At 70.9% G+C, this 23084-nt stretch carries 21 protein-coding genes; 8 read left to right on the top strand and 13 right to left on the bottom strand.

Translation table 11 applies throughout. The annotated features are described in order from the left end of the window. Positions 1-4: 4 nt before the first annotated feature. Positions 5-874, bottom strand: coding sequence for a DMT family transporter (locus OG206_RS06225; RefSeq protein ID WP_327113049.1), 870 nt, complete (start codon positions 872-874; stop codon positions 5-7). Positions 875-978: 104 nt separating this feature from the next. Between OG206_RS06225 and OG206_RS06220 the strand changes: the two genes are divergently transcribed. Next, the gene (locus OG206_RS06220) at positions 979-2097 is read left to right on the top strand and encodes a winged helix DNA-binding domain-containing protein (protein WP_327113047.1); all 1119 of its coding nucleotides are present in this window, start codon (positions 979-981) and stop codon (positions 2095-2097) included. A 51-nt stretch (positions 2098-2148) separates the two neighbouring features. Here the strand turns inward: OG206_RS06220 and OG206_RS06215 are convergent, their stop codons facing one another. Then, on the bottom strand, positions 2149-3000 hold the full coding sequence (locus tag OG206_RS06215) for a response regulator transcription factor (protein WP_327113045.1): 852 nt from the start codon (positions 2998-3000) through the stop codon (positions 2149-2151). Positions 3001-3103: 103 nt separating this feature from the next. On the opposite strand from OG206_RS06215, the gene OG206_RS06210 reads away from it, so the two are divergent. Continuing rightward, positions 3104-4780, top strand: a complete 1677-nt coding sequence (locus tag OG206_RS06210) for an AMP-binding protein (RefSeq protein WP_327113043.1) — start codon at positions 3104-3106, stop codon at positions 4778-4780. Further along, positions 4777-6384 carry an AMP-binding protein gene (locus OG206_RS06205; RefSeq protein ID WP_327113041.1) on the top strand — a complete coding sequence of 536 codons (1608 nt, stop codon included), beginning with the start codon at positions 4777-4779 and terminating at the stop codon, positions 6382-6384. The genes OG206_RS06210 and OG206_RS06205 overlap by 4 nt, the downstream gene beginning before the upstream one ends. Before the next feature lie 28 nt (positions 6385-6412). Here the strand turns inward: OG206_RS06205 and OG206_RS06200 are convergent, their stop codons facing one another. Together OG206_RS06200 and OG206_RS06195 are read right to left on the bottom strand one after the other, a co-directional pair. After that, positions 6413-6634 (bottom strand): hypothetical protein, encoded by a 222-nt coding sequence (locus OG206_RS06200; protein WP_327113039.1) that lies wholly within the window; start codon positions 6632-6634, stop codon positions 6413-6415. A 125-nt stretch (positions 6635-6759) separates the two neighbouring features. After that, a complete protein-coding gene (locus OG206_RS06195; RefSeq protein WP_327113037.1) occupies positions 6760-7473 on the bottom strand; it encodes a hypothetical protein in 714 nt (237 codons plus the stop codon). Between the two features lie 254 nt (positions 7474-7727). On the opposite strand from OG206_RS06195, the gene gcl reads away from it, so the two are divergent. Continuing rightward, positions 7728-9512 (top strand): glyoxylate carboligase, encoded by a 1785-nt coding sequence (gene gcl / locus OG206_RS06190; protein WP_327113035.1) that lies wholly within the window; start codon positions 7728-7730, stop codon positions 9510-9512. 123 nt (positions 9513-9635) lie between these two features. Here the strand turns inward: gcl and OG206_RS06185 are convergent, their stop codons facing one another. From OG206_RS06185 to OG206_RS06145, 9 genes are all read right to left on the bottom strand, one after another. Continuing rightward, positions 9636-10391, bottom strand: a complete 756-nt coding sequence (locus OG206_RS06185; RefSeq protein WP_327113033.1) for a hypothetical protein — start codon at positions 10389-10391, stop codon at positions 9636-9638. Between the two features lie 330 nt (positions 10392-10721). Continuing rightward, complete coding sequence (locus OG206_RS06180; protein WP_327113031.1) at positions 10722-12179, bottom strand: catalase; 1458 nt, start codon at positions 12177-12179, stop codon at positions 10722-10724. Positions 12180-12361: 182 nt separating this feature from the next. Further along, complete coding sequence (locus OG206_RS06175) at positions 12362-13255, bottom strand: 2-hydroxy-3-oxopropionate reductase (protein ID WP_327113029.1); 894 nt, start codon at positions 13253-13255, stop codon at positions 12362-12364. Between the two features lie 42 nt (positions 13256-13297). Continuing rightward, the gene (locus OG206_RS06170) at positions 13298-14137 is read right to left on the bottom strand and encodes a TIM barrel protein (protein WP_327113027.1); all 840 of its coding nucleotides are present in this window, start codon (positions 14135-14137) and stop codon (positions 13298-13300) included. 158 nt (positions 14138-14295) lie between these two features. After that, positions 14296-15729, bottom strand: coding sequence for a cellulose binding domain-containing protein (locus OG206_RS06165; protein ID WP_327113025.1), 1434 nt, complete (start codon positions 15727-15729; stop codon positions 14296-14298). Between the two features lie 35 nt (positions 15730-15764). Further along, entirely contained in the window at positions 15765-17327 is a 1563-nt protein-coding gene (locus OG206_RS06160) for a beta-N-acetylhexosaminidase (RefSeq protein WP_327113023.1), read from the bottom strand. 67 nt (positions 17328-17394) lie between these two features. After that, positions 17395-18234, bottom strand: coding sequence for a carbohydrate ABC transporter permease (locus tag OG206_RS06155; protein ID WP_327113021.1), 840 nt, complete (start codon positions 18232-18234; stop codon positions 17395-17397). Next, entirely contained in the window at positions 18231-19199 is a 969-nt protein-coding gene (locus OG206_RS06150; RefSeq protein ID WP_327113019.1) for a carbohydrate ABC transporter permease, read from the bottom strand. The genes OG206_RS06155 and OG206_RS06150 overlap by 4 nt, the downstream gene beginning before the upstream one ends. 39 nt (positions 19200-19238) lie before the next feature. Continuing rightward, on the bottom strand, positions 19239-20504 hold the full coding sequence (locus OG206_RS06145; RefSeq protein WP_327113017.1) for an extracellular solute-binding protein: 1266 nt from the start codon (positions 20502-20504) through the stop codon (positions 19239-19241). A gap of 246 nt (positions 20505-20750) precedes the next feature. Between OG206_RS06145 and OG206_RS06140 the strand changes: the two genes are divergently transcribed. From OG206_RS06140 to uraD, 4 genes are all read left to right on the top strand, one after another. Continuing rightward, complete coding sequence (locus OG206_RS06140) at positions 20751-21593, top strand: GntR family transcriptional regulator (RefSeq protein WP_327113014.1); 843 nt, start codon at positions 20751-20753, stop codon at positions 21591-21593. Between the two features lie 188 nt (positions 21594-21781). Next, complete coding sequence (locus OG206_RS06135; RefSeq protein ID WP_327113012.1) at positions 21782-22033, top strand: hypothetical protein; 252 nt, start codon at positions 21782-21784, stop codon at positions 22031-22033. Further along, on the top strand, positions 22030-22407 hold the full coding sequence (locus tag OG206_RS06130) for a helix-turn-helix domain-containing protein (protein ID WP_327113010.1): 378 nt from the start codon (positions 22030-22032) through the stop codon (positions 22405-22407). Before OG206_RS06135 ends, OG206_RS06130 begins: the two co-directional genes overlap by 4 nt. A 155-nt stretch (positions 22408-22562) precedes the next feature. After that, positions 22563-23084, top strand: coding sequence for a 2-oxo-4-hydroxy-4-carboxy-5-ureidoimidazoline decarboxylase (gene uraD, locus OG206_RS06125; RefSeq protein WP_327113008.1), 522 nt, complete (start codon positions 22563-22565; stop codon positions 23082-23084).

Below are 23084 nucleotides of genomic sequence, written 5' to 3'. Positions count from 1 at the left end.
CGTCTCACTTCACCCGGGGCGGGGGCTGCGGCCCCCCCACCGCCAGGGGGGAATGCGCCAGGGCCACGCAGCCGACGGCGATCATGGCCAGTCCGGCCAGCTCGGGCACCAGCCACCACCCGGTGCGGATCGACTCCCCGAACAGGGTCAGACCGTACGCGATGCTGATCAGCGCGTCCCCCAGCGTCAGCATCGGCTGCACCGCCACGAGGGTGCCGGCCTGGAGGGCGTTCTGCAGGAGGAACAGCGCGCCCACCCCGGCCACCGCCGTGGCGTAGAGCTGCCACGCGGTGAGCAGGCCGGGTACGCCGTCGGCGTCGAGCCTGCTCATGGCGTCCTTCATCAGCGCGGCCGTAAGGGCGTAGCCGCACGCGGCGGAGAGTCCCAGGAGGGCGCCCCTCGTGTTGCCCGACGTGCTGAGCGCGGTGCCGATCAGCACGGCCTCGAAGATCACGGTCGCCACCAGGGCCGGGATCCAGGCCGTGTCCTGCACGTCGTCGCTGCCGCCGACCGGCGATGCGGCGATCATGCCCACGGCGAGTCCGACCGTCACGGCGGCGACGCCCGCCCAGACCGCACCCGGCATCCGGGTCCGCAGCACGAACCCGGCGATCAGCAGGGTCGCGGGCAGCTCGATCACGAAGATCGGCTGGACGACGGCGATGGGCCCCGTGGCCAGCGCCACGGCCTGGCAGACGGCCGCGACGACCACGAGGGCGATCCCGGCGAGCCACACCTTCTGGCGCAGCAGATGCCGGATGAGCGACAGGTGCATCGCCTCGCTGTCGGGCACGTCGAGGGCGGCACGGCGTTGGAGGACCGAGGCGGAGCCGTTGCTGAGCGCGGTCAGGACGGCGAACAGGACACTGATCACCGCCCCATCATGAGGGCCCGGACCCCCAGGTCCGCGGCGCCGCGGACCGCGCGAGTGTCGCCGTTTCCGGACCGCCGCACCCCGGCCCGCGTAACCTGCGGTCCATGGCCGCCCACAACGCTCCCGTGCTCTCCGACCGCGCGCTCAACAGGGCCACGCTGGAACGCCAGTTGCTTCTGAGGCGCTCGCCCGTGCCCGCGAAGGAGGCCGTCGGCGCGCTCGTGGGCCTGCAGGCGCAGAACACCCGGCCTCCGTACTTCCAGCTGTTCGCACGGCTGCGGGGCTTCGACCCGGCGGAGCTCTCGGGGCTGATGGAGTCCCGTGAGGTGGTCAGGATCGTCACCCTGCGCTCCACCATCCACACCCACACGGCCGAGGACGCGCTCACGCTGCGGCCCCTCGTCCAGCAGGCGCGCGACCGGGAGCTGAACATATTCCGGCGCGGGCTCACCGGCGTGGACCTGGAGCGGCTGGCCGCGCTCGCCGCAGAGCTCGTCGAGGAACGGCCGCGCACCATGAAGGAGCTGCGGGAAGAGCTGCTCGAGCACTGGCCGGACGCCGACCCCAGGGCCCTGGCGGTGGCCGCGCGCTGCCGCCTTCCGCTGGTCCAGGTGACCCCCCGCGGACTGTGGGGGCGCAGCGGACAGGTCGCCCTGACGACCGTCGAACACTGGCTCGGCAGGCCGCCGGAGCAGGCGGCGTCGCCCGACGCCACGGTCCTGCGCTACCTCGGCGCCTTCGGACCGGCGTCCGTGAAGGACATGCAGACGTGGGCTGGCCTCACCCGCATGCGAGAGGTCTTCGAACGGCTGCGCCCCCGGCTCGTCACCTTCCGCGACGAGCGTGGAACCGAGCTCTTCGACCTGCCCGACGCTCCCCGCCCCGACCCCGCCACGCCGGCGCCGCCCCGGTTCCTGCCCGAGTTCGACAACGTACTGCTCGGCCACGCCGACCGGACGCGGATCATCCCGCCCGCGTTCAAGGGGCGCAACGGCGTGGGCAACCAGTCCTACGGGACCGTCCTGGCCGACGGTTTCCTGGCGGCCCTCTGGCGCCTGGACGAGACGGCGGACGACGCGGTCGTCACCGTGCAGGCGCTGGGCACCCTCACACCGTCCGCGCGCGAGGAGATCACGCGGGAGGCCGTCGAGATGCTGATGGTGATGTCCACGGCGCCGGCCCACGACGTCCGCTTCGGCACCTTCATCGACTTCGGCGGCTGACACCCGCGGGAACGGTACGTCGCCCGGGGCGCGGAGGGCCCCGGCCGGCTCTCAGGGCAGCAGCCCCGCGCGGCGCGCGGCCACCACCGCCTCCAGCCGGGTGTGCGCCCCCAGCTTCCGCATCGCCGACCGCAAGTAGCTCTTCACCGTCTCCGGTCGCAGGCCGAGCCGCTCGGCGGCCGCTCCGTTCGTCGTGCCCGAGGCGACACACGCGATCACGTCGACCTCGCGCGGCGCCAGCCGCACCCGCCGGACGGCGGAGTCCGTGCCCGCCCCGCCCCCGCCCGCCGAGGCGAGCCGGCCGCACACGGCGAGCAGTTCGTCGCGCAGCACCGGGTCGAGGACCTTCGGGACCAGGGCACGCAGGTCGCGGTGCGCCTCGCGCACGTCCTCCCAGGTGCCGGGCCGCTCGTCGCTCTCGGCGGCCCGCTGCCGGGTGGACGCGAGGAGCCGCTGCACCTCGTCGCGGACGGCCAGGGCCTGTTCCACGTCCCGGGCGGCCGACACCGCCACGTCGAACGTGCGGTCACCCAGGGCGAGGGGCTCGCGCAGCGCCCCGTACAGCACGCCCCGCACCGTGCGGCCCACGACGACAGGCACGGCGACCACCGAACGCAGCCCCTCGGCGGCGACCGCGGTGTCGTACTCGTGGCTGATGTGACGGGACGCCCTGTAGTCGGTGACCGCGCACGCCCTGGACAGGGCCATCGCCTTGCCTCCGAGCCCGCTGCCCGCCGAGATGACGAGCCCGCGCAACGCGGGGGTCTGCGCCCCGCTCAGCTCCGCGATGCGCGCGTGGCGGGTGTCGGACAGCAGGCCGCCGAACACCACCGGCAGACCACTGGTGCGGCGCAGCCTCAGCAGGGCCGCCCGCAGCTCCGTCGCCTCGCCCGTGTCCGGCACGCCGATGTCCCCGCCCTTCCGGCCGTACCCCCGTCCGGGGGTGGTGAGATCCGGGTCACTGTTTACATGATGCTAAAGGACGCGTCCGCAACGAGGAGGGCACATGCCGGCAACCAGTGCGACGGAGACGTTCCGGGCGGCCCGGGACTTCCTGATCGAGCACCGCGAGGACTACACCGCGGCCTGCGAGGGCTTCAGCTGGCCCAGGCCCGACCACTTCAACTGGGCGCTCGACTGGTTCGACGTCATCGCCGAGGGCAACGACCGCACCGCCCTGTACATCGTGGAGGAGGACGGCGGGCGCACCGAGGTCTCCTTCGCCCGCATGGCCGCCCGATCCGCCCAGGCCGCGAACTGGCTGCGGGAGCAGGGGGTGTCCGAGGGCGACCGCGTCCTCGTCATGCTCGGCAACCAGGTCGAGTTGTGGGAGACGGCACTGGCGGCGATGAAACTGCGCGCCGTCGTCATCCCGGCGACCCCGCTGCTGGGACCGCTCGACCTGCGGGACCGGGTGGAGCGCGGCCGGGTCCGCCACGTGCTCGTACGGGCCGAGGACACCGCGAAGTTCGACGAGGTGCCCGGTGGCTACACGCGGATCGCCGTGGGCGCCGACGTCGACGGCTGGCTCTCCTACAGTGGGGCCGACCACGTGCCGGAGGACTTCACCGCGGACCGGCCCACGGACGCCGACGAGCCCCTCATGCTCTACTTCACCTCCGGGACCACGGCGAGCCCGAAGCTGGTCGAACACACCCACGTCTCCTATCCGGTCGGCCACCTGTCCACGATGTACTGGATCGGCCTCAAGCCCGGAGACGTGCACCTGAACATCTCCTCGCCCGGCTGGGCGAAGCACGCCTGGTCGAACCTCTTCGCACCGTGGAGCGCCGAGGCCACCGTCTTCATCTTCAACTACACCCGGTTCGACGCCACCCGGCTGATGGCGGAGATGGACCGCTCGTCCGTGACCAGCTTCTGCGCCCCTCCGACGGTCTGGCGGATGCTCATCCAGGCCGATCTCGGACAGCTGAAGACCCCGCCGCGCGAGGTCGTCGCGGCCGGTGAGCCGTTGAACCCCGAGGTCATCGAGAGCGTCCGGCGGGCGTGGGGCGTGACCATCCGCGACGGCTTCGGCCAGACGGAGACCGCCGTGCAGGTCGCCAACACCCCGGGACAGCTGCTCAAGGCCGGTTCCATGGGACGGCCCAGCCCCGGTTTCGACGTCGTCCTGCTCGACCCCGTCTCCGGGGAGCCGGGCGCGGCCGAGGGCGAGATCTCGCTCGACCTGTCGCACGCCCCCGTCGGGCTGATGACGGGCTATCACGGCGATCCGGAGCGCACCGCCGAGGCGATGGCGGGCGGCTACTACCGCACCGGCGACATCGGTTCCCGGGACGAGGACGGCTACATCACGTACGTGGGCCGGGCCGACGACGTGTTCAAGGCGTCGGACTACAAGATCTCGCCGTTCGAGCTGGAGAGCGCCCTGCTGGAGCACGAGGCGGTGGCCGAGGCCGCGGTGGTGCCCGCCCCCGATCCCGTCCGGCTCTCCGTCCCGAAGGCGTACGTCGTGCTGGCCGAGGGCTGGGAGCCCGGACCGGCCACGGCCAAGGCACTGTTCGAGCACTCGCGGGCGGTCCTCGCTCCGTACAAGCGCGTCCGCCGGCTCGAGTTCGCCGAACTGCCGAAGACCGTCTCCGGCAAGATCCGCAGGATCGAACTGCGGGAGCGCACCGCCCGGGGCACCGGCACCGAGTACGACGAGGGAGACCTGCGATGAGTGAGCTGTCCTACGCGCACGGCACCCGTGACACCCCGCTGCTCCGCGACACGATCGGACGGAACCTGGACCGCGCCGTCGCCGCCTTCGCGGAGCGGGAGGCCCTGGTCGACGTGGTGTCCGGACGCCGTTGGACCTATGCCGAGTTCGGGGCCGCCGTGAAGGAACTGGCCCGCGGGCTGATGGCGTCCGGGGTGGCCAGGGGCGACCGGGTCGGCATCTGGGCGGTCAACTGCCCGGAGTGGGTCCTCGTCCAGTACGCCACGGCCCGCATCGGCGCCGTCATGGTGAACATCAATCCCGCCTACCGGGCCCACGAGCTGAAGTACGTGCTCGACCAGGCCGGGGTCTCCCTCCTGATCGCCTCGCTCACCCACCGCACCAGCGACTACCGGGCGCTCGTCGGCCAGGTCCGCGCTGACTGCCCCGGGCTGCGGGCCGTCCACTACATCGGCGACCCGTCCTGGGACGAGCTGACACGGGCGGCGGACGCGGTGAGCGTCGAGCAGCTCACCGCGCGGGAGGCGGAGTTGTCCTGTGACGACCCGATCAACATCCAGTACACCTCCGGCACCACGGGTTTCCCCAAGGGTGCGACGCTCTCGCACCACAACATCCTCAACAACGGCTATTTCGTGGGGGAGATGGTCGCCTACACCGAGCACGACCGCGTCTGTCTGCCGGTGCCGTTCTACCACTGTTTCGGCATGGTCATGGGGAACCTCGGCATCACCTCGCACGGTGCCTGCATCGTGATCCCCGCCCCGTCCTTCGAACCCGCCGCGGTGCTGGCCGCCGTGCAGCAGGAGCGCTGCACCTCGCTCTACGGTGTGCCCACCATGTTCATCGGGGAGCTGGACCTCCCCGGTTTCTCCTCGTACGATCTCTCCTCGCTGCGCACCGGGATCATGGCCGGCTCGCCCTGCCCGGTCGAGGTGATGAAGAGGGTCGTCGCGGAGATGCACATGGAGGAGGTGTCGATCTGCTACGGCATGACGGAAACCTCCCCGGTGTCCCTCCAGACGCGCCGGGACGACGATCTGGAACGCCGCACGGGCACGGTCGGCCGCGTGATGCCGCACATCGAGGTGAAGGTGACCGACCCCGCGACCGGGGTGACGCTGCCGCGCGGTGCGGCTGGTGAGCTGTGCACCCGTGGGTACAGCGTCATGCTCGGTTACTGGGACCAGCCGGAGCGGACCGCCGAGGTCGTCGACGCGGGGCGGTGGATGCACACGGGGGACCTCGCGGTGATGCGGGAGGACGGATACGTCCAGATCGTCGGCCGGATCAAGGACATGATCATCCGCGGGGGTGAGAACGTCTATCCGCGCGAGATCGAGGAGTTCCTCTACGGCCATCCCAAGATCGCGGACGTGCAGGTCGTGGGCGTGCCGGACGCCGTGTACGGCGAGGAGATCCTGGCCTGCGTGATTCCCCGTGACCCGGCCGATCCGCCGACCCTGGACGAGGTGGCGGCCTACTGCCGCGAGCAGTTGGCCCACTACAAGGTCCCGCGGGCGCTGCGGATCCTGGACGCGTTCCCGATGACGGTGAGCGGCAAGGTCCGGAAGATCGAACTGCGGGAGGGTTACGGCGCCTAGGACCGGAGCCGTCGCGCGGGCCGGAGGGTCAGGCGGCTTCGGCGACGCCGAAACCGATGCCCTGGGTGGCCGCCGCCCACTCGATGAGCAGCACCTCGTACTCCGCGGCCTCCACCGGCGTCCAGTCCTGGCCCGCGCGCGCGTCGACGAGTGCGCGGATGGCGTCGTTGGCCTCGACGGCGGACGGGTGTGCGGGCTGGGTGAGGAAAACAGGGGTGGAGTGGGTGGGATGCCGAGGAGTTAAGACCATGCCTTCACTCTACGTCCTCATACTGACAACAGACCGAACATATGCGGCTCGGGGGGCACAGGTGACCGAAATCATCCTGCGGGAACTCGGCGGGCCCGGGGGAAGGCGTGTGTGGTGACATCCCGTCAGGGGCCTCTGCTTATCAGCTCGTCGGCGGATCCGTTCACGGGCTGCGGCGTCCCGGTGAGATCCAGGACGAACAGGGGGATGGCGAGCCCGTCCGCCCGGGAGCGCGCCTCGTCGGTGTAACCGGCCAGCGAGAAGAGCACGCCGGACACGGAGGAGTTGAGGGCGTTCAGCCATAAGCACTCGACGTCACGGAGGGGGGTCGGCCGCGTCGTCGCGTCGACCTGGGCGATGAGGCCGGCGGCCCTGAGGTCGATCCGGGAGCTGGGCCGCGCCTCGGGCTGCACCACGTCGCGGTAGCCCAGCCACCGCAGATACAGCGCGGCCGTGCTCACGGCGTCCCTGGCGGTGCGTATCACCAGGGGCCGGAACGACGGGCGCGGATGCGCGGCCGTGCGGGGCAGCGGTATGTGGGAGGGCCCGGGGGTGGTGGGCGGTGCCACCCCGTGCGTGGCCACGGGGCGTACGGGGATCCGCAGTACCGCGCCGCAGGGGCAGCAGAGCTCGGGGTGGGGCCACTGGTCGCGCCGCCCGCAGGAGTGGCAGCGCACGCTCACCCAGTCGTCGTCCCACGTGCGGTGCGTGAGGGGCACGGCCGGGGCGCCGCGCATGAGCGGCGGGGCCGTCGGGGCGCCGCAGGGGCAGGGGTACACCGGCGTGATGTAGGCGTGGTCCCGGCGGCAGACGGGGCATCGCACCGGTACGGACTCCACGTGTCGCCCCTTCCTTCGCCGCTCCCGCGGCGGTTGCGTTCCGTGCTCCCATCGTCCACCAGGAGCGACCCTCCGGGCGGAGAAACGGCGCACTCCGCCGCGCCCCGGTGCCGCGTTACCGCCCTCTCTTGACGGCTGCGCGAGGCCCCTCTAAGTTGATTCCGTATAGCAGAAGTAGATTTCCATAATGCGGAATTGGTGCTCTCAGGTGGCGCGACAGAGCCCGACTCCACCAGGTCCGAGCAGGAGCACTCATGCCTCGTATGACCGCTGCCCGAGCGGCAGTTGAGATCCTCAAGCGCGAAGGCGTCAGCAACGCGTTCGGTGTGCCGGGTGCGGCGATCAACCCGTTCTACGCGGCTCTCAAGGCGTCCGGAGGGGTGCACCACACCCTCGCCCGCCACGTCGAGGGCGCCTCCCACATGGCCGAGGGGTACACGCGTGCCGCGGCCGGCAACATCGGCGTCTGCATCGGTACGTCGGGGCCCGCCGGCACCGACATGATCACCGGCCTGTACTCCGCCATCGCCGATTCGATTCCGATCCTCTGCATCACCGGCCAGGCGCCGACCGCCGTCCTCCACAAGGAGGACTTCCAGGCCGTCGACATCGCGTCGATCGCCGCCCCGGTGACCAAGGCCGCGACGACCGTCCTGGAAGCCGCGCAGGTCCCGGGCGTCTTCCAGCAGGCCTTCCACCTGATGCGCACGGGCCGGCCCGGACCGGTCCTCATCGACCTGCCGATCGACGTGCAGCTCACCGAGATCGAGTTCGACCCCGAACTGTACGAGCCGCTGCCCGTCCACAAGCCCTCCGCGAGCCGCAAGCAGATCGAGCGGGCCGTCGAGATGCTCAACGCCTCGGAGCGGCCGCTGCTCGTCGCCGGCGGCGGCATCATCAACGCGGACGCCTCCGCGCTGCTGGTGGAGTTCGCGGAACTGACCGGGGTTCCGGTCGTCCCCACCCTGATGGGCTGGGGCATCCTCCCCGACGACCACGCGCTGAACGCGGGCATGGTCGGCCTGCAGACCTCGCACCGCTACGGCAACGCGAACTTCCTGGAGTCCGACTTCGTCCTCGGCATCGGCAACCGCTGGGCGAACCGGCACACCGGCAAGCTCGACGTCTACACGCGTGGCCGCACCTTCGTCCACGTGGACATCGAGCCCACCCAGCTGGGCAGGATCTTCGCCCCGGACCTCGGCATCGCCTCCGACGCGAAGGCGGCCCTCGCGCTCTTCGTCGAGGTTGCGCGGGAGCTGAAGGAAGCCGGCAGGCTGAAGGACCGCTCGGTGTGGGCGGCCTCCACGCAGGAGCGCCGGGCCACGCTCCAGCGCCGTACGCACTTCGACAACGTGCCGCTGAAGCCCCAGCGCGTGTACGAGGAGATGAACCGGGCGTTCGGCCCCGAGACCCGTTACGTCAGCACCATCGGCCTCTCCCAGATCGCCGGCGCGCAGATGCTGCACGTCTACCGGCCGCGCCACTGGATCAACTGCGGCCAGGCCGGCCCCCTCGGCTGGACGATCCCGGCCGCGCTGGGTGTCGCCACAGCCGACCCCGACGGCTCCGTCGTCGCGCTCTCCGGCGACTACGACTTCCAGTTCATGCTGGAGGAGCTCGCGGTCGGGGCGCAGCACCGCATCCCCTACGTCCACGTGCTGGTGAACAACTCCTACCTCGGGCTCATCCGGCAGGCGCAGCGCAACTTCGACATCGACTTCCAGGTCAACCTGGAGTTCGAGAACCAGAACTCCCCGGAGCTGGGCGTCTACGGCGTGGACCACGTCAAGGTCGTCGAGGGCCTGGGCTGCAAGGCGATCCGGGTCACCGAGCCGGACCAGTTGCTGCCGGCCTTCGAGGAGGCGAAGAAGCTCGCGGCCGAGCACCGGGTGCCGGTCGTCGTCGAGGCGATCCTGGAGCGGGTCACGAACATCTCGATGAGCGGGAGCGACATCGCGTCGGTCAACGAGTTCGAGGACATCGCGACAGAACCCGGCCACGCCCCCACGGCGATCCGCCCCCTGACGGTCTCCTGACCCCGCGGTCACCGCCGAGCCCGAGACCGGGGCCCGGCCCGCCGGTCCCCGCGAGGGACTGAGCGGGCCGGGCCCCGGTGCGTCGACGAGGGTTCCCTGCGGGCCGGACGGGCCGGGTGCGCCTCACTCCCAGTCCTGCACGGTCCTGCCGTCCTTGGACACGCTGTAGTACTCCACCGCGGACAACTCCAGGCGGAACACCATGCCGTGGTGTGCGCGGACGTCCGCCACCGTCGTCGACGCCGGCTCACGCAGGTGCCGGCTCACGGGAGGATCGCTCGCCGCCGGCCTACCCGGTTCTGCCGTCCGCGTCGGCGGGTCGCTGCGCACGGTGTCCCAGGAAAGGGTCTGCGAGGGGTCGGACACCTGGGCCGGTTCGGGCGCGTCCGGGCCCGTCGGGTTCGGGCCGCGCCCCTCGTAGTACGCGACGAGGCGCTCGCGGTGCTCGTCGTGACCGAACGGGATCGCGCCCGCCGCCCCGCCACCGGAGGCTTCGCGGTCGCCCGCTGTGAAAACGCCCTCCAGCGCGTTCGCGATCCGCTTCGGATCCCCTCCGTAGTACGCCGTCATCCGCACCGTGCACCTGATCCTGTAGCGGTCGTCCTCCGAGGACGGGAGCCACTCCTCGGCCGCACCGCCCGCGCACGTGTCGTCCAGGGACACCAGGCCGAGCGCGAGGGGCGTCTCCTCGTCGTACGCGCGCACGACGGACCTGAGATGTTCCTCGGCGCCCTCACGGGAGTGACGCGCCCGGGTGCTTCCGGCGAGTTCGCGTACCTCCTCGGGACCGGTGGCCCGGTCCTGCGCGGAACAGCCGGTGAGGGCCAGGAAGAGGCCGAGCGGGAGTGACAATGCGGCACGGACACGCGTCTTGGTCATGCGGCCAGTCTCGCCGCGGGAGCCGCGGTGTCCATCCGTCCGCGTACTCATCCGGCCGCGCCGGGGGCCGGACGAGTACGCGGGCGGCGAGCACACGGAACAGGGGTGCGGCGCACGCCGACCGGCGTACACCGCACCCCTGTTCCCCGTTCACAGCGACCGCGGCGACGGACCGTGGGCGTGGGCGGCCGGCTCCTTCAGGTCTGGAGCGGGCCGCCCGGCCCTTCGCCACCGCACTGGCGTCGTCCGCCGCCGCGGTCCCGTCCTGCCGGTGCCGCGCGCTGCCCCTCATCCGGGTACGCGGCACGGGCAGGGCCCCGGTAAGGAGGCTCAGTCCTCGCGCAGGGCGCGGACCGCCTCCTCCACGCGCTTGCCGTAGTCGGCGTCGGCGGCGTGGAAGTGGGCGAGGTTCTTCTCGATGACGTCGTCGCGGGTGACCTGGGAGAGGCCCCCGGCGATGTTGGCGACCAGGCGGTCCTTCTCGTCCGCCGACATCAGCCGGTACAGCTCGCCCGCCTGGAAGAAGTCGTCGTCCTTCGTATGGGCGGGTGCCTCGTGCGTACCCGTCCAGCCGTGGACGGCGATCGGGGCGGCCAGTGGCAGCCCGGTCTGCGCGGGACCGGCGTACGAGTTGGGCTCGTAGTTCTTGTCCTGGCGCGAGCCGTAGCGGGTCGCGTGGAGGCCGTCCCGGCCGTAGTTGTCGACGACGGCCGCCTTCGGCGCGTTGACCGGGAGCTGGGTGTGGTTGATGCCCAGGCGGTAGCGCTGCGCGTCGGCGTAGGCGAACAGCCGGCCCTGGAGCATCTTGTCCGGGGACGGGCCGATGCCGGGCACGAAGTTGTTCGGCGAGAACGCCGCCTGCTCCACCTCGGCGAACACGTTGTCCGGGTTGCGGTCCAGTACCAGACGGCCGACCCGCCGCAGCGGGTAGTCGGGGTGCGGCCACACCTTCGTGACGTCGAACGGGTTGAAGCGGTAGTCCGCGGCCTCGGCGGCGGGCATCACCTGCACGTGCAGCGTCCAGGACGGGTTGACGCCCCGCTCGATGGCCTGGAGCAGGTCCGTCTGGTGCGAGTTGGCGTCCTTGCCGACCTGCTCCGCGCCCTGCTCGGCGGAGAGCGAGCGCACGCCCTGGTTCGTTTTGAAGTGGTACTTGACGAAGAAGGTCTCGCCCTCGGCGTTCGTCCACTGGTAGGTGTGCGAGCCGAAGCCGTTCATGTGCCGGTAGGAGGCAGGGATGCCGCGGTCGCCCATCAGCCAGGTGATCTGGTGCGTCGACTCGGGGGAGTTGGCCCAGAAGTCCCAGACGTTGTCCGGCTCCTGGCGTCCCGTGAACGGGTCGCGCTTCTGTGAGTGGATGAAGTCGGGGAACTTCACCGGGTCCTTGATGAAGAAGACCGGCGTGTTGTTGCCCACGAGGTCGTAGTTGCCCTCGTTCGTGTAGAACTTCAGCGCGAAACCGCGGGGGTCGCGTACGGCGTCGGCGCCACCCAGCGAGTCGGCGACCGTGGAGAAGCGTATGAACGTCTCGGTGCGGCGGCCCACTTCGGAGAGGAAGTCGGCGCGGGTGAAGCCGGTGACGTCGTCCGTCACCTCGAAGTAGCCGTACGCGCCGGAGCCGCGGGCGTGGACCACGCGCTCCGGGATGCGCTCACGGTTGAAGCGGGCGAGCTTCTCCAGCAGGTGCTGATCCTGGAGGAGGACCGGCCCGCCGGCGCCGGCCGTGGCGGAGTTCTGGTTGTCGGCGACCGGGGCGCCTGACTCGGTCGTGAGCACACGCTGGGACATGGAGGCCTTCCGTACGGGGCTGCTGACGGCTTCAGGAGCGTAGATAAGCCGGGAACGGCACGTCAACAGTTTGTTGAAATTGGAGGATTGGATTCCGGGCCGCGGCGGCGCCTGGGCGCGACAGGACAGGTGTCAGCGCCACCGCGACCCGGAGTTCAGGGGCCCCTGGAAGGGCCGGGGTGTCAGACCTGGGAGCCGGAGAGCCGCTCGACCGAGCGCAGCAGTGCCGAGTGGTCGAGCCCGCCGTCGCCCTGGGCGCGCAGCGAGGCGACCAGCTGGGCCACGACCCCGCCGACGGGCAGGGCCGCGCCGACGTTGCGTGCGGCGTCCGTGACGATGCCCATGTCCTTGTGGTGCAGGTCGATCCGGAAGCCCGGAGCGAAGTCACGCTTGAGGAAGTTGTCCTTCTTGCGCGTCAGGACCGTCGAGCCCGCGAGCCCGCCGTTCAGGACGTCCAGGGCGGCGCCCAGGTCCACGCCCGACTTCTCGAGGAAGACCACGGCCTCCGCGCAGGCCTGGATGTTGACCGCGACGATCAGCTGGTTGGCGGCCTTCACCGTCTGGCCGGAGCCGTGGGGTCCGCACAGCACGATCGTCCTGCCCAGCACCTGGAGCAGCGGCTGCGCGGCGTCGAAGTCGGTCTGCTCGCCGCCGACCATGATGGACAGGACGGCCTCGATCGCGCCCGCCTCGCCGCCCGAGACCGGGGCGTCCAGCACGCGGATGCCCTTCTCCTTCGCCCGTGCGGCCAGGTCCACGGAGGTCTGCGGGGTGATCGACGACATGTCGATCAGCAGGGCGCCCTCGCGGGCGTTCTCCAGGATGCCGTCGGGGCCGTACGCGATGGCCTCGACCTGGGGGGACGCCGGGACCATCGTGACGACGACGTCGGCGTCGCGCACCGCATCGGCGATCGAGCCGGCACCCCGGCCGCCCGCTGCGACGAGCCGGTCGATCTTGTCCTGCTCCAGGGTGTAACCGGTGACCTGGTATCCGGCCTCGACCAGGTTCTCGGACATGGGGGAGCCCATGATGCCGAGCCCGATCCAGGCGACCTTGGGGAGGTTGCTGCTCATGAGGGTGCCTTCCGGTAAGCGTGTGTACGTGGGGCGGGGCCGTCAGCGGGCCGGCCGGTGCGCGGCCGCGAGCCAGGCGAACGACTCGGCGCTCTGGCGGTCGCCCGGCTTGTACTCCAGGCCGACCCAGCCGTCGTAACCGGCTTCGGTCAGCTCGTCGAGGAGCCTCTCCAGCGGGAGCGAGCCGGTGCCGGGCGCGCCGCGCCCCGGGTTGTCGGCGATCTGGACGTGGCCGGTCTTCGAGGCGTACGCCTTGATCACCTGGCTGAGGTCCTCGCCGTTCATCGACAGGTGGTACAGGTCCAGCAGGAACGTGGCGTTGCCCAGGCCCGTCGCCTCGTTGACGCGGTCGACGACCTCGATGCCGGCCGGTGCGCTCACCAGCGGATAGAGCGGCGACTCCGTGCCGTTGAGGGTTTCGATCAGGAGGGCCGCCCCGATCCGGTCGGCCGCGCGGGCGGCCAGGACCAGGTTCTCCAGGGCGAGTTCGTCCTGGGCGGCGGGGTCCACGCCCTCGACGCGGTTGCCGTACAGCGCGTTGAGCGCCCTGCAGCCGACCGAGGCCGCGAAACCGGCCGCCACCTCGATGTTGGCGCGGAAGCGGTCCGACTCGTCGCCGGGCACCGAGACCGCGCCGCGGTCGGGGCCGGGCAGCCGGCCCGCGTAGAAGTTCAGCCCCACCAGCTGCGTTCCCGCGTCGTCGAGCGCCTTCTTCAGGGCGTCGAGCTCGGCCTGCGCCGGGGTGGGGGTCTCGATCCAGGGCCACCAGAGCTCGACCGCGGTGAAGCCCGCCGCGGCTGCCGCCGCCGGACGCTCCAGGAGCGGGAGTTCGGTGAAGAGGATCGAGAGGTTCACATCGAAGCGCTGGTCCGAGAAACCCATTCTGCGCTCCTTCCGTATCGCGGAAGTTCGTTTCTGCTTAACGGAAGATTGCCCGGCGGGTGGCGCGGCTGTCAAGAGGCCACCCGAATTCCGGACACACGGAAGCGGGGTGGAGGCCCGCCCGGCCCACCACCCCGCCCCTGCTCACACCTGCCTGGTCAGACGCCCGGTACCGTGTCCCGGAAGGCCGTCCCGGCCGCCCGGTAGCCGCTCACCAGAGCCGACACCTGCGCGGGGGAGAGGACCTGGTCCTTCACGTGAAGGACGTAGTCCACCTGCTGGTCGTACGCCCGCGGAGCGGTGCTGCTCTGGCCCGCCAGATCGATGAGCCACTGGTTGAAGTTGATCGACATGGGCCGCTCCGGGAGGTAGGCCGCCCCGTGCGTGCCGAACGGCTGTCCGTCGACGTAGTACGTGATGGCGCTGTTGTCGATCGTCACCACCAGGTCGTGCCACCCGGCGTAGCTCTGGCGGGCCTCGCTGTGCTGGTTCACGGCCTCCCACGGATCGGGCCGGTAGGTCTCCCAGGACGTGGTGTAGAGGATGTTGGACGGCTCGCCCCAGCCGCCGTTCGGCAGGTACTCGAAGTCGTACTCGGCGTAGTCGTCGGCCATCGGCGCCTTCAGGTCGTTGATCGTGAAGAAGGTCTGCACGAGGTGGTCGCCGTCCGGACCGGACTTCGGGGCGTCGCTGAACTTCACACGTGCCGCGTAGGTGCCGTTGCGGAACTTCGACGAGCGGGTGAGGATCTCCGTCTGCACGGTCGAGGCGCCCGTGCCGGCGGTCGACGTCTCCAGATTCATGATCGAGTTGCCGCTCTGGCTCGCGAAGGTGACCTTCTCGGGCGCCCACACGGCACCCGGCACACCGGGGCCGCCCGAGTTCGAGCGGACGCTCCAGCCGTTCGCCGCGATCTTCGGGTCCGTGTGGCCGGAGTAGTTGAAGTCGTCGAAGAGCGTGGGCCCGTCGGCCGGCGGGTCGGTGGGGGGATCGGTCGGATCCGTCGGGTCGTCGCCTCCCGGGGCCTCACCCCAGGCCGTGACGCCCCCCAGCTGGGCCGTGATCCGGGACCAGTCGGCGTAGGTGCCCCGCTCGGCCCCGAAGGAGTAGTCGTCGCTCTGCCGCAGCGTCTGCCAGTCCGCGCGGTAGAAGCGCAGCTGCATGTCCCCGGTGTCCGCCCCCGGGGCGAGGCTGCCCGCACCGCCGCTGAAGGCGATCTCCAGGTAACGGTCCGCGGTGGCCGTCGGATTCGGCAGGGTCTTGAAGGTCCCGGTGATGTTCCCGCAGCCCTTGACCGCCCACGAGCAGGCGAAACGGTACGCGGCCGACGCCGAATCGGCCTTGAAGTAGTACCTCACCTTGACGTCGGCGAGCGGCACGCTCGTGCTGCCGGTGTTGCGGACCTTGAGCCACGGCTCGCTCTGGTCGGCGGTGGCCCCGGACGCGCTCGTGCGGTACTGGACGGCCAGCCCGGCCGCGGCCGCCGCGGCACCTGCCGTCGTGGGCAGTGCGGCCAGGGCCGTACAGCCCATGGCCAGGGTGACGGCGGCGGCCGCCGCCGCGCGGACACGGCTTCTGCGGAAAGCACTCATGGCGATGTTCCTCTCCGGAACGGTGGGAGATCGGGCTAAAGAGGGGGTCGCGCTGTACCTGTTGACGCGGTCGCGAGGGACCGCGCGGTCAGAGGCCGGTACCGGACACCGAGGGCGTCCAGCCGGGCGGTGTGATGGCGCAGGCGCTCGACGAAACCGGACCAGTCGCCGTTCCCGCCGGACCAGGCGCGGTCCGCCAGTGCGCACAGCCGGGGGTAGGTGAGGTACTCGATGCGGTCCGGCGTCGTCACGTACTCGGTCCACAACTGCGCCTGTGTGCCCAGGACACGGGACGCCTCGTCGGCCTCCCAGTCCAGCGGCACGGGTTCGTTGGCGTGGACCGCGTGCAGGGGGACCGGGTCGCCCGGCTGGGCCGGGGGCTCGTCCGGATCCGTGGACTGGGCGTAGTCGAGGTAGGTGGCACGGTGGTGCGCGGTCACCACGTGGTGACCGCGCCGCGCGGCGGTGCGGGCGTGGGCCGGGTCGCGCCACGTCATCACCGTGAACTCGGGCGGCAGTTCGCTGCCGCTCTCCGCCCAGCCCGTGGGCCGGCGGCCGTGCTCCACCAGGAACGAGCCGACGCGGCCCATGAACCAGCCGTGCAGCTCACCGGGGCCGTCGAGCCCCTCGGCCGCGGCACGTTCCCGGGCCGCCGGGCTGTTCTCCCACTCGGTCGTGGGGCACTCCTCGCCGCCTATGTGGATGTAGGGGGAGGGGAAGACGCCCATGACCTCCTCCAGCACGGCCCGGCAGAAGTCGAAGACCCCCTCGTGCACCCCGAGCACCGTGTCGCAGACGCCCCACCTGGTCCAGACGTCGAGCGGGCGCTCCGGGTGGTTGCCCAGCGAAGGGTAGGCAGCCAGCGCCGCGCGCACATGACCGGGCATCTCGATCTCCGGCACGACGGTCACCCCGCGCTCCGCCGCGTGGCGGACCAGGCCGCGGAGCTCGGCCTTGGTGTAGGAACCCCCGTGCGGCACCCCGTCGGACAGGGACTCGGCGCGCAGCCCGCCCACCGAGGTGAGCCGGGGGAAGGCGTCGACCGGCATCCGCCAGCCCTGGTCGTCCGTGAGGTGCAGATGGAGGACGTTCAGCTTGTGCAGTGCCATCAGGTCGACGTACCGGTGCAGATAGGAGACCGGCTGGAAGTGCCGGGCGACGTCGAGCATCGCACCGCGCCAGGCGTACCGGGGTACGTCGCTGATCTCCACGCACGGCAGCTCCCAGGCCGGGCGGTGCACACCGCCCGACAACGCCTCGGGGGGCAGAAGCTGACGGATCGTCTGGACACCACGGAGCAGACCCGCGGGCCGGGCGGCGCGCAGCAGCAGGGCCTGCGGTCCGACGGTCAGGCCGTACCCCTCGTCGCCGAGCCCGCCGAGGTCCGGGTCGAGGGCCAGGACGACGCGGCCCTCCGCCGACGGCGGCAACGGCAGCCCGGTGGTGGGGCCGACGAGCGCGCGCAGCAGGTCCGCCGCTCCCTCCGCACCCGGCAGGGCGCGTACGGAGGTGTCCTGGCCGAGGACGAACCGGCCCGGGCGTGGCGAGACCTTGTGGGGACGGGGGAGGAGTGAGGGCTCGGGGCGTGGTGCGGGCACGGGGGCCTCCGGGTTCGGGGGTCGGGCGGTTCGCGTGTGCGGGTTCGCGGGGGAGGCCCGGCGGGGCTCAGCCCTTGACCGCGCCGGCGGCGAAGCCGGAGGTCACATGGCGCTGGAGCAGCAGGAAGATGACGAGCGCGGGCAGGGCGAACAGAGTGGAGGCGGCCATGGTGGCGCCCCAGTCGGTGCCGAAGGTGTTCTGGAACGAGGAGAGCCAGACCGGCAGGGTGCGGTTGTCCTGCTGCTTGATGATCAGGAAGTTGGCGTACGCGAACTCGTTCCAGGCGGTGATGAATCCGAAGAGCGAGGTCGCCATCAGGCCGGGGGCGAGCAGCGGCAGCGCGACCCTGACGAAGGCGCCGGTCCGGGTGCAGCCGTCGACCTGGGCGGCTTCCTCCAGTTCCGGCGGGATGGTCGCCAGGAACCCCCTCAGCACCACGATCGTGAACGGCAGGGTGATCATGAAGTAGACGAGGGTGAGCGTCGGCAGCCGGTCGAGCATGTCCGTGTCGCGCGAGATGATGTAGATCGGGATGATCAGGGACTCCCAGGGCGCCATCTGGGCGATGAAGACCAGCAGCATGAACTGCCGCCGGCCCTTCCACCGCAGCCGTGCGACGGCGAACGACGCCCCGAGCGCGACGACGAGCGAGAGCAGCACGGCGCCCAGGGTGACCAGGACGCTGTTGCGCCAGAAGAGTTCGAAGCCGTCCGCCTGCACGGCCCGGCGGAAGTGGTCCAGCGTCCAGGTGTAGGGCACGAGCCGGGGCTCCGCGGACCGGATGTCCTTGGACGGCTTGAAGGCCGTCGACACCATCCAGTACACGGGGAACAGACAGACCGCGACGGTCACGACGGCGGCGGCGTTCAGCGGGATCCGCCGGACGCGGGGGCTGAGCAGGGTCATCGCGGGTCGTCCTCCTGGCGGAACATCTGGCGGAAGTAGGCGACCAGCACCCCGGACATCAGGACGACGGTGATCATCGACGCGGCGGACCCCAGGTCGTAGCGCTGGCTGGAGAGCGCCGTCTGCACCGCGTACACGGGCAGGATCGTCGTGGCGTCGCCCGGACCGCCGCGGGTCATCACCCAGATCTGGACGAACGCCTTGAAGGTCCAGATCACCTCCAGCGACAGGACCAGCATGAAGATCGGCCGCAGCATCGGGAAGGTGATCGAGCGGAAGATCCGGGAACCCGACGCGCCGTCCAGCCGGGCCGACTCGTACAGCTCGGCGGGCACGGTGGTCAGGGCCGAGTAGAGCGTCACCGCCGCGAACGGCACCGACTGCCAGACGATCAGGGCGACCAGGATCGTGAAGGCCGCCGTGCCGTTCGCGAACCACGGGTAGCGGTCGAACGAGTGGAAGCCGGCCGCGGTCAGCAGCTGGTTGACGATGCCGGACTCCGAGTGGAACAGCCACTGGAAGACCGTGGTCGCCGCGACCACCGGCATGGCCCACGCAAGCACCAGCGAGCAGAGCACGACGGTACGCCCGGCCCGGCGCAACCGCTCCGTCATGAGGGCGACCAGAGTCGATATGGCCATGATCAGTACGACGTTGACCGTCATGAAGACGAAGGTGCGGCCGGTCACCTCCCAGAAGCGCGGATCGGACAGCAGCGTCCGGTAGTTCCGCAGCCCCACGAACTCGGCGTCCCCGCTGATCAGCTGGCGGAGCCTGAAGTCCTGCAGGGAGATGACCACGGCCCGCACCAGCGGATAGACGAGCAGGTAGAGCATCCCGCCGATCGCGGGTGCGATCAGCGCGTACGGCCAGAAGCCGTGCGGGGGCCGCCCGGGCCGTCGCCGCGGCGGTGCGGATGCGGGGTGCCGCACACGTGGCGCGGTCCTTTCACGGACGACCTGCACGGCCGGCCTCCTCTCATCGGTGGAAGCCATCGGCCGGGATCAGGAACCGGCGTTCATGGCGCGGGTGATGTCCTCGGAGGCCTTCGCCGCCTCCTTGGCCGCGTCCCCGCCGGTCAGGACGGCGGTCATGTAGTCCTTGATCGGGTTCTCGGCCTCGACGGCGGCCCAGCCCGGCGTGTTCGGCGTCGCGTGCCCGTTTGCCGCGCCGACGGCCATCGCCGACGCGCCGGGGTCCTTCGCGACCGCGGGAGCCAGGGTCGTCCGGTTGGGCACGTAGCTCATGGCCACGGCGAGCTTCTGCTGCCAGGCGTCGCCCGTCAGCTCCTTGATGAACGTCAGGGCCGCGTCCGGGTGGCCGGCCGCGGCGGGGACGACCAGGTCGGAACCGCCGGTGAACACCGCCCCCGGAGTACCGGCCGTCTTCCCTGGGATGGGGAAGAAGCCCAGCTCGTCCTTGAGTTCGGGATTGTTCTCGGCGACCACCTTGGCCCCGCCCGGCGTGGAGATGACCTGGGCGACCTGGCCCTGCGCCATCACCTCGGCCTGCGGCGGGTCGTCCTCGTCGGAGTCCTTCGGTCCCTTGCCGAGCGCCTGGAGCTGCGCGTAGAAGGCCATGCCGCGCTGGGCCTCGGGTGTGTCGAGCGCCCCCTTCCACCGGCCCCCGGACTCCGTGGCGAAGTCGCCGCCCTCGTCCCAGATGAAGCCTGCGAGGGCGTACCAGAGCTGGCCCGGCAGGTAGATGCCCTGCGTGCCCCCCGTGTTGAGCTTCGTGGTGGCCGCGATCCACTGCTCGCGCGTGGTGATCGCGGCCGGGTCGACCCCGGCCTTCTCGAAGAGGTCCTTGCGGTAGATCACGACCCGGTTGGCCGCGTAGTAAGGGATGCCGTACTGCTTGCCGTCGTACGCACCCGGCTCGGCCAGGCCCTTCAGCCAGTTGTCGCCGTTCAGCTCGTCCTTCTTGTCGCTGAGGTCCAGCAGACCGCCGCTCTCCGCGAACTGGGCGACCTGGGTGTTGCCGGCCTCGATCACGTCCGGGGCGTCGTTGCTCGCCAGCGCGGCGGTGATCTTCTGGCCGATGCCGTCCCACTCCTGGATCTGGATCCGCACGTCGATGTCCGGGTGCGCGGCCTCGAACCCCTCGGTGAACTCCTTCTGGAACGCGGCCGACACGCTGTCGCGCATCAGCCAGACGTCGACCCGGGTGACGCCTCCGGCCTCGTCGGCGCCGTCCCCACCGGAACTGCAGGCACTGAGAGCGGCGGCTGTCACGAGCGCGGACACGCCGGCAAGCAAGCGGTACTTCACGGTTCACCTCAACGGGAGCAGGACCTGACCACCTGACCAGTGAAGTCCACTGGACAGCTCACCTCTTGATGGTGGATGAAGGTGGCATAGACCAATGGGGCCGTCAACCCCCTGTGTACAAAGGGGTTTTCGCGATACCTTGCCGACTTCCCCTGGTCTTCGGGGTGCAGCTGGTTACACTTTCCCTGACCAGTGGCCGTAAGGCGCCGAACTGGTAAAGCGAGCGGAACGCCGGAAAGGTCCTGCATGAAAGCCGATGTGCCGGGGACGGTGCTCAAGCGTGAACGGACCCGTGACGCGGTCCTCGAACTGATCGAGAGCCGCAGTCCCGGTGACGCGATCCCGTCCGAGCGTGCTCTCTGCGCCCTGCTCGGCGTGTCCCGGCCCACCGTGCGCGCGGCCGTCGACGAGCTGGTGGCGGCCGGGCTGCTGGTCCGTGAGCACGGGCGGGGAATGTTCGTCGCGCCGGAGAAGATCACCCAGGAACTGGTCTCCGCCGACCTCGCCCTGACCCTGCCCAAGGCGGCCGGGGCGTGGTCCAGCCGGCTGCTGGAGTTCACCACCCTCCAGGCCGGCGCCCGGGTCGGCCGCAAGCTGCGGATGTCCCCCGCCGAGGAGATCGTCTACGTCGCACGGCTCCGCCTGGTCGACGGCACCCCGATGGCGATCGAGCACCTGCACATCAGGGCCGCGCTGGTGCCCGGCCTGTCGGCGCAGGAGCTGGAGGACGGAGACCTCTACGAGCACCTGCGCCACACCCACGGAGTGCACGTCCGGGAGGCGGTGCAGGCGATCGAGCCCACCGTCGTTACGCGGGCGGAGGCCCAGCTCCTGGAAGTCCCCGAGCTCTCGCCGGCGCTGCTCTTCGAGCGCCTGACCTCGGACACCGGCGGACTGCCCGTGGAGTACGTCCACTCGCTCTACCGGGGCGACCGCTACCGGATCGTCTCCCGGCTCGCCCTCGGCCCGGCGGCCGCCGGCGCCCCACTGGTCAGGGACGGGCACCACCCGGGGATCCCGCCCGGGGACTTCGCGCACGGCGACCCGATCACGTCGTCCACCCGGGGGGACATCCAGGCGGCGCCATGAGGTGCGGGCGTGAGTGCCCGCGGTCAGGCCGCCGGGCCTCGGAGTCCCGTGCCGCGAGGCGCGGCCGGGTGAGCCGCCGGCACTGCCCCGGGCGCCGCGCCCTGCCCCCGGGGCCCCGTACGTACGTGCCATAGGGTCGGGGCGAGCCGTGCGAGCCGATGGACGCGGCGGGACATGAGGGAGGCACCGTGCGCTTGAGGGTGGAATTCACCACCGAGCCCTTCGATCTCGACGAGGCGCCCGCTCACGCGGTCGTGGCCCGGGAGGTCATCCAGGCGGCCGACCTCGACGCCGTGGACGTGGGCCCCTTCGGGAACACGGCCGAGGGAGGCGCCGACCAGGTCCTCACGGCCGTGGACTCCTTGCTGCGCAAGGCCCTGGCCTCGGGCGCCACCAGGGTGTCCCTCCAGGTCAACGTGATCGGGGAGGACACTCCGTGACCGAACCGGCCGACCACCCCCTGGTCTCCGCGGTGAAGCCGCTCGTCGACGCCATGGGCGCCGAACTGCTGGACCCGGGGCAGGCCGCCGCCGACGACGTGGTCCTCGCCTGGGAAGGGTCCGACGTCATCGCCGTACGTCTGCCGCAGCTCTCGGAATCGCTGGACCACATCCTGGCCGCGCTGGAGCGGCGGCACGGGATGCCGCTCGCCGACCTGGACAGGAAGACCAAGCAGGGTGTGGTGCGCACGCTGGAGGCACGCGGTGCCTTCTCTGTGCGACACGGTGTCGAGACGGTGGCCGGGGCGCTCGGCGTCAGTCGTTTCACCGTCTACAACTACCTGAACCGGGACAACTCGGCCAAGGGAGAGTAGCCGAGCGCAATGCGGGTCAATGCCGTCGTCCGGGAATCCGGGCGGCGGCATCATCTGTTCGTGGAATTTCAACAAACTGTTGACGTGGTGTTGCGAAGGGCGTTAGCTATCCGCAGCCCGACAACGCACAGCGAAAAACCGCCACGGAGGCTCCCGTGACTTCGAGCTCCACACCGGGCCTCGCCCGGTTCAACACCCTGGCGGCCTGCGAGGCCACAGCCGCGCTGCACGAGGTGTGTGCCAGTGCGGCGTGGGGGAACTTCGTCCTCGCCCACCGGCCCTACGCCGACGTGGACGCCCTTCTCTCCGCGAGTGACGCCGCCACGGCCGACCTCTCGGCGGAGGACCTGGCCGAAGCGATGGCGGGCCACCCGCCCATCGGCCGCCCGAAGCCCGGGGACCCGGCCTCCGCCCGTGAGCAGCGGGGGATGGCCGGTGCGTCCGAGGAACTCAGGACCGAGATGCTCGAACTGAACCTGGCCTACCAGGAGCGGTTCGGACACGTCTTCCTGATCTGTGCCACCGGTGCCACCGGTGAGCAGATGCGCGACGCGGTGAAGTCCCGGATCGGGAACTCGCCCGGTGAGGAGCGCGGACACGTGCGCACCGAACTGGGCAGGATCAACCGCATCCGCCTGACCCGCCTCGTGCAGGACTCCCCAGAACAAGGAGCGTGA

This window comes from Streptomyces sp. NBC_01341, from assembly GCF_035946055.1.
GTDB lineage: Bacteria > Actinomycetota > Actinomycetes > Streptomycetales > Streptomycetaceae > Streptomyces.
Note: the sequence above shows the minus strand (reverse complement) of the source record. Positions and strands in the feature narration are given on the sequence as shown.

Bases quoted from the DNA above. Each gene is read 5' to 3' on its own strand.
- OG206_RS06220 (WP_327113047.1), top strand. From the start codon at position 979: ATGGCCGCCCACAACGCTCCCGTGCTCTCCGACCGCGCGCTCAACAGG.
- OG206_RS06210 (WP_327113043.1), top strand. From the start codon at position 3,104: ATGCCGGCAACCAGTGCGACGGAGACGTTCCGGGCGGCCCGGGACTTC.
- OG206_RS06205 (WP_327113041.1), top strand. From the start codon at position 4,777: ATGAGTGAGCTGTCCTACGCGCACGGCACCCGTGACACCCCGCTGCTC.
- OG206_RS06200 (WP_327113039.1), bottom strand. From the start codon at position 6,634: ATGGTCTTAACTCCTCGGCATCCCACCCACTCCACCCCTGTTTTCCTC.
- gcl (WP_327113035.1), top strand. From the start codon at position 7,728: ATGCCTCGTATGACCGCTGCCCGAGCGGCAGTTGAGATCCTCAAGCGC.
- OG206_RS06185 (WP_327113033.1), bottom strand. From the start codon at position 10,391: ATGACCAAGACGCGTGTCCGTGCCGCATTGTCACTCCCGCTCGGCCTC.
- OG206_RS06180 (WP_327113031.1), bottom strand. From the start codon at position 12,179: ATGTCCCAGCGTGTGCTCACGACCGAGTCAGGCGCCCCGGTCGCCGAC.
- OG206_RS06175 (WP_327113029.1), bottom strand. From the start codon at position 13,255: ATGAGCAGCAACCTCCCCAAGGTCGCCTGGATCGGGCTCGGCATCATG.
- OG206_RS06170 (WP_327113027.1), bottom strand. From the start codon at position 14,137: ATGGGTTTCTCGGACCAGCGCTTCGATGTGAACCTCTCGATCCTCTTC.
- OG206_RS06165 (WP_327113025.1), bottom strand. From the start codon at position 15,729: ATGAGTGCTTTCCGCAGAAGCCGTGTCCGCGCGGCGGCGGCCGCCGCC.
- OG206_RS06155 (WP_327113021.1), bottom strand. From the start codon at position 18,234: ATGACCCTGCTCAGCCCCCGCGTCCGGCGGATCCCGCTGAACGCCGCC.
- OG206_RS06140 (WP_327113014.1), top strand. From the start codon at position 20,751: ATGAAAGCCGATGTGCCGGGGACGGTGCTCAAGCGTGAACGGACCCGT.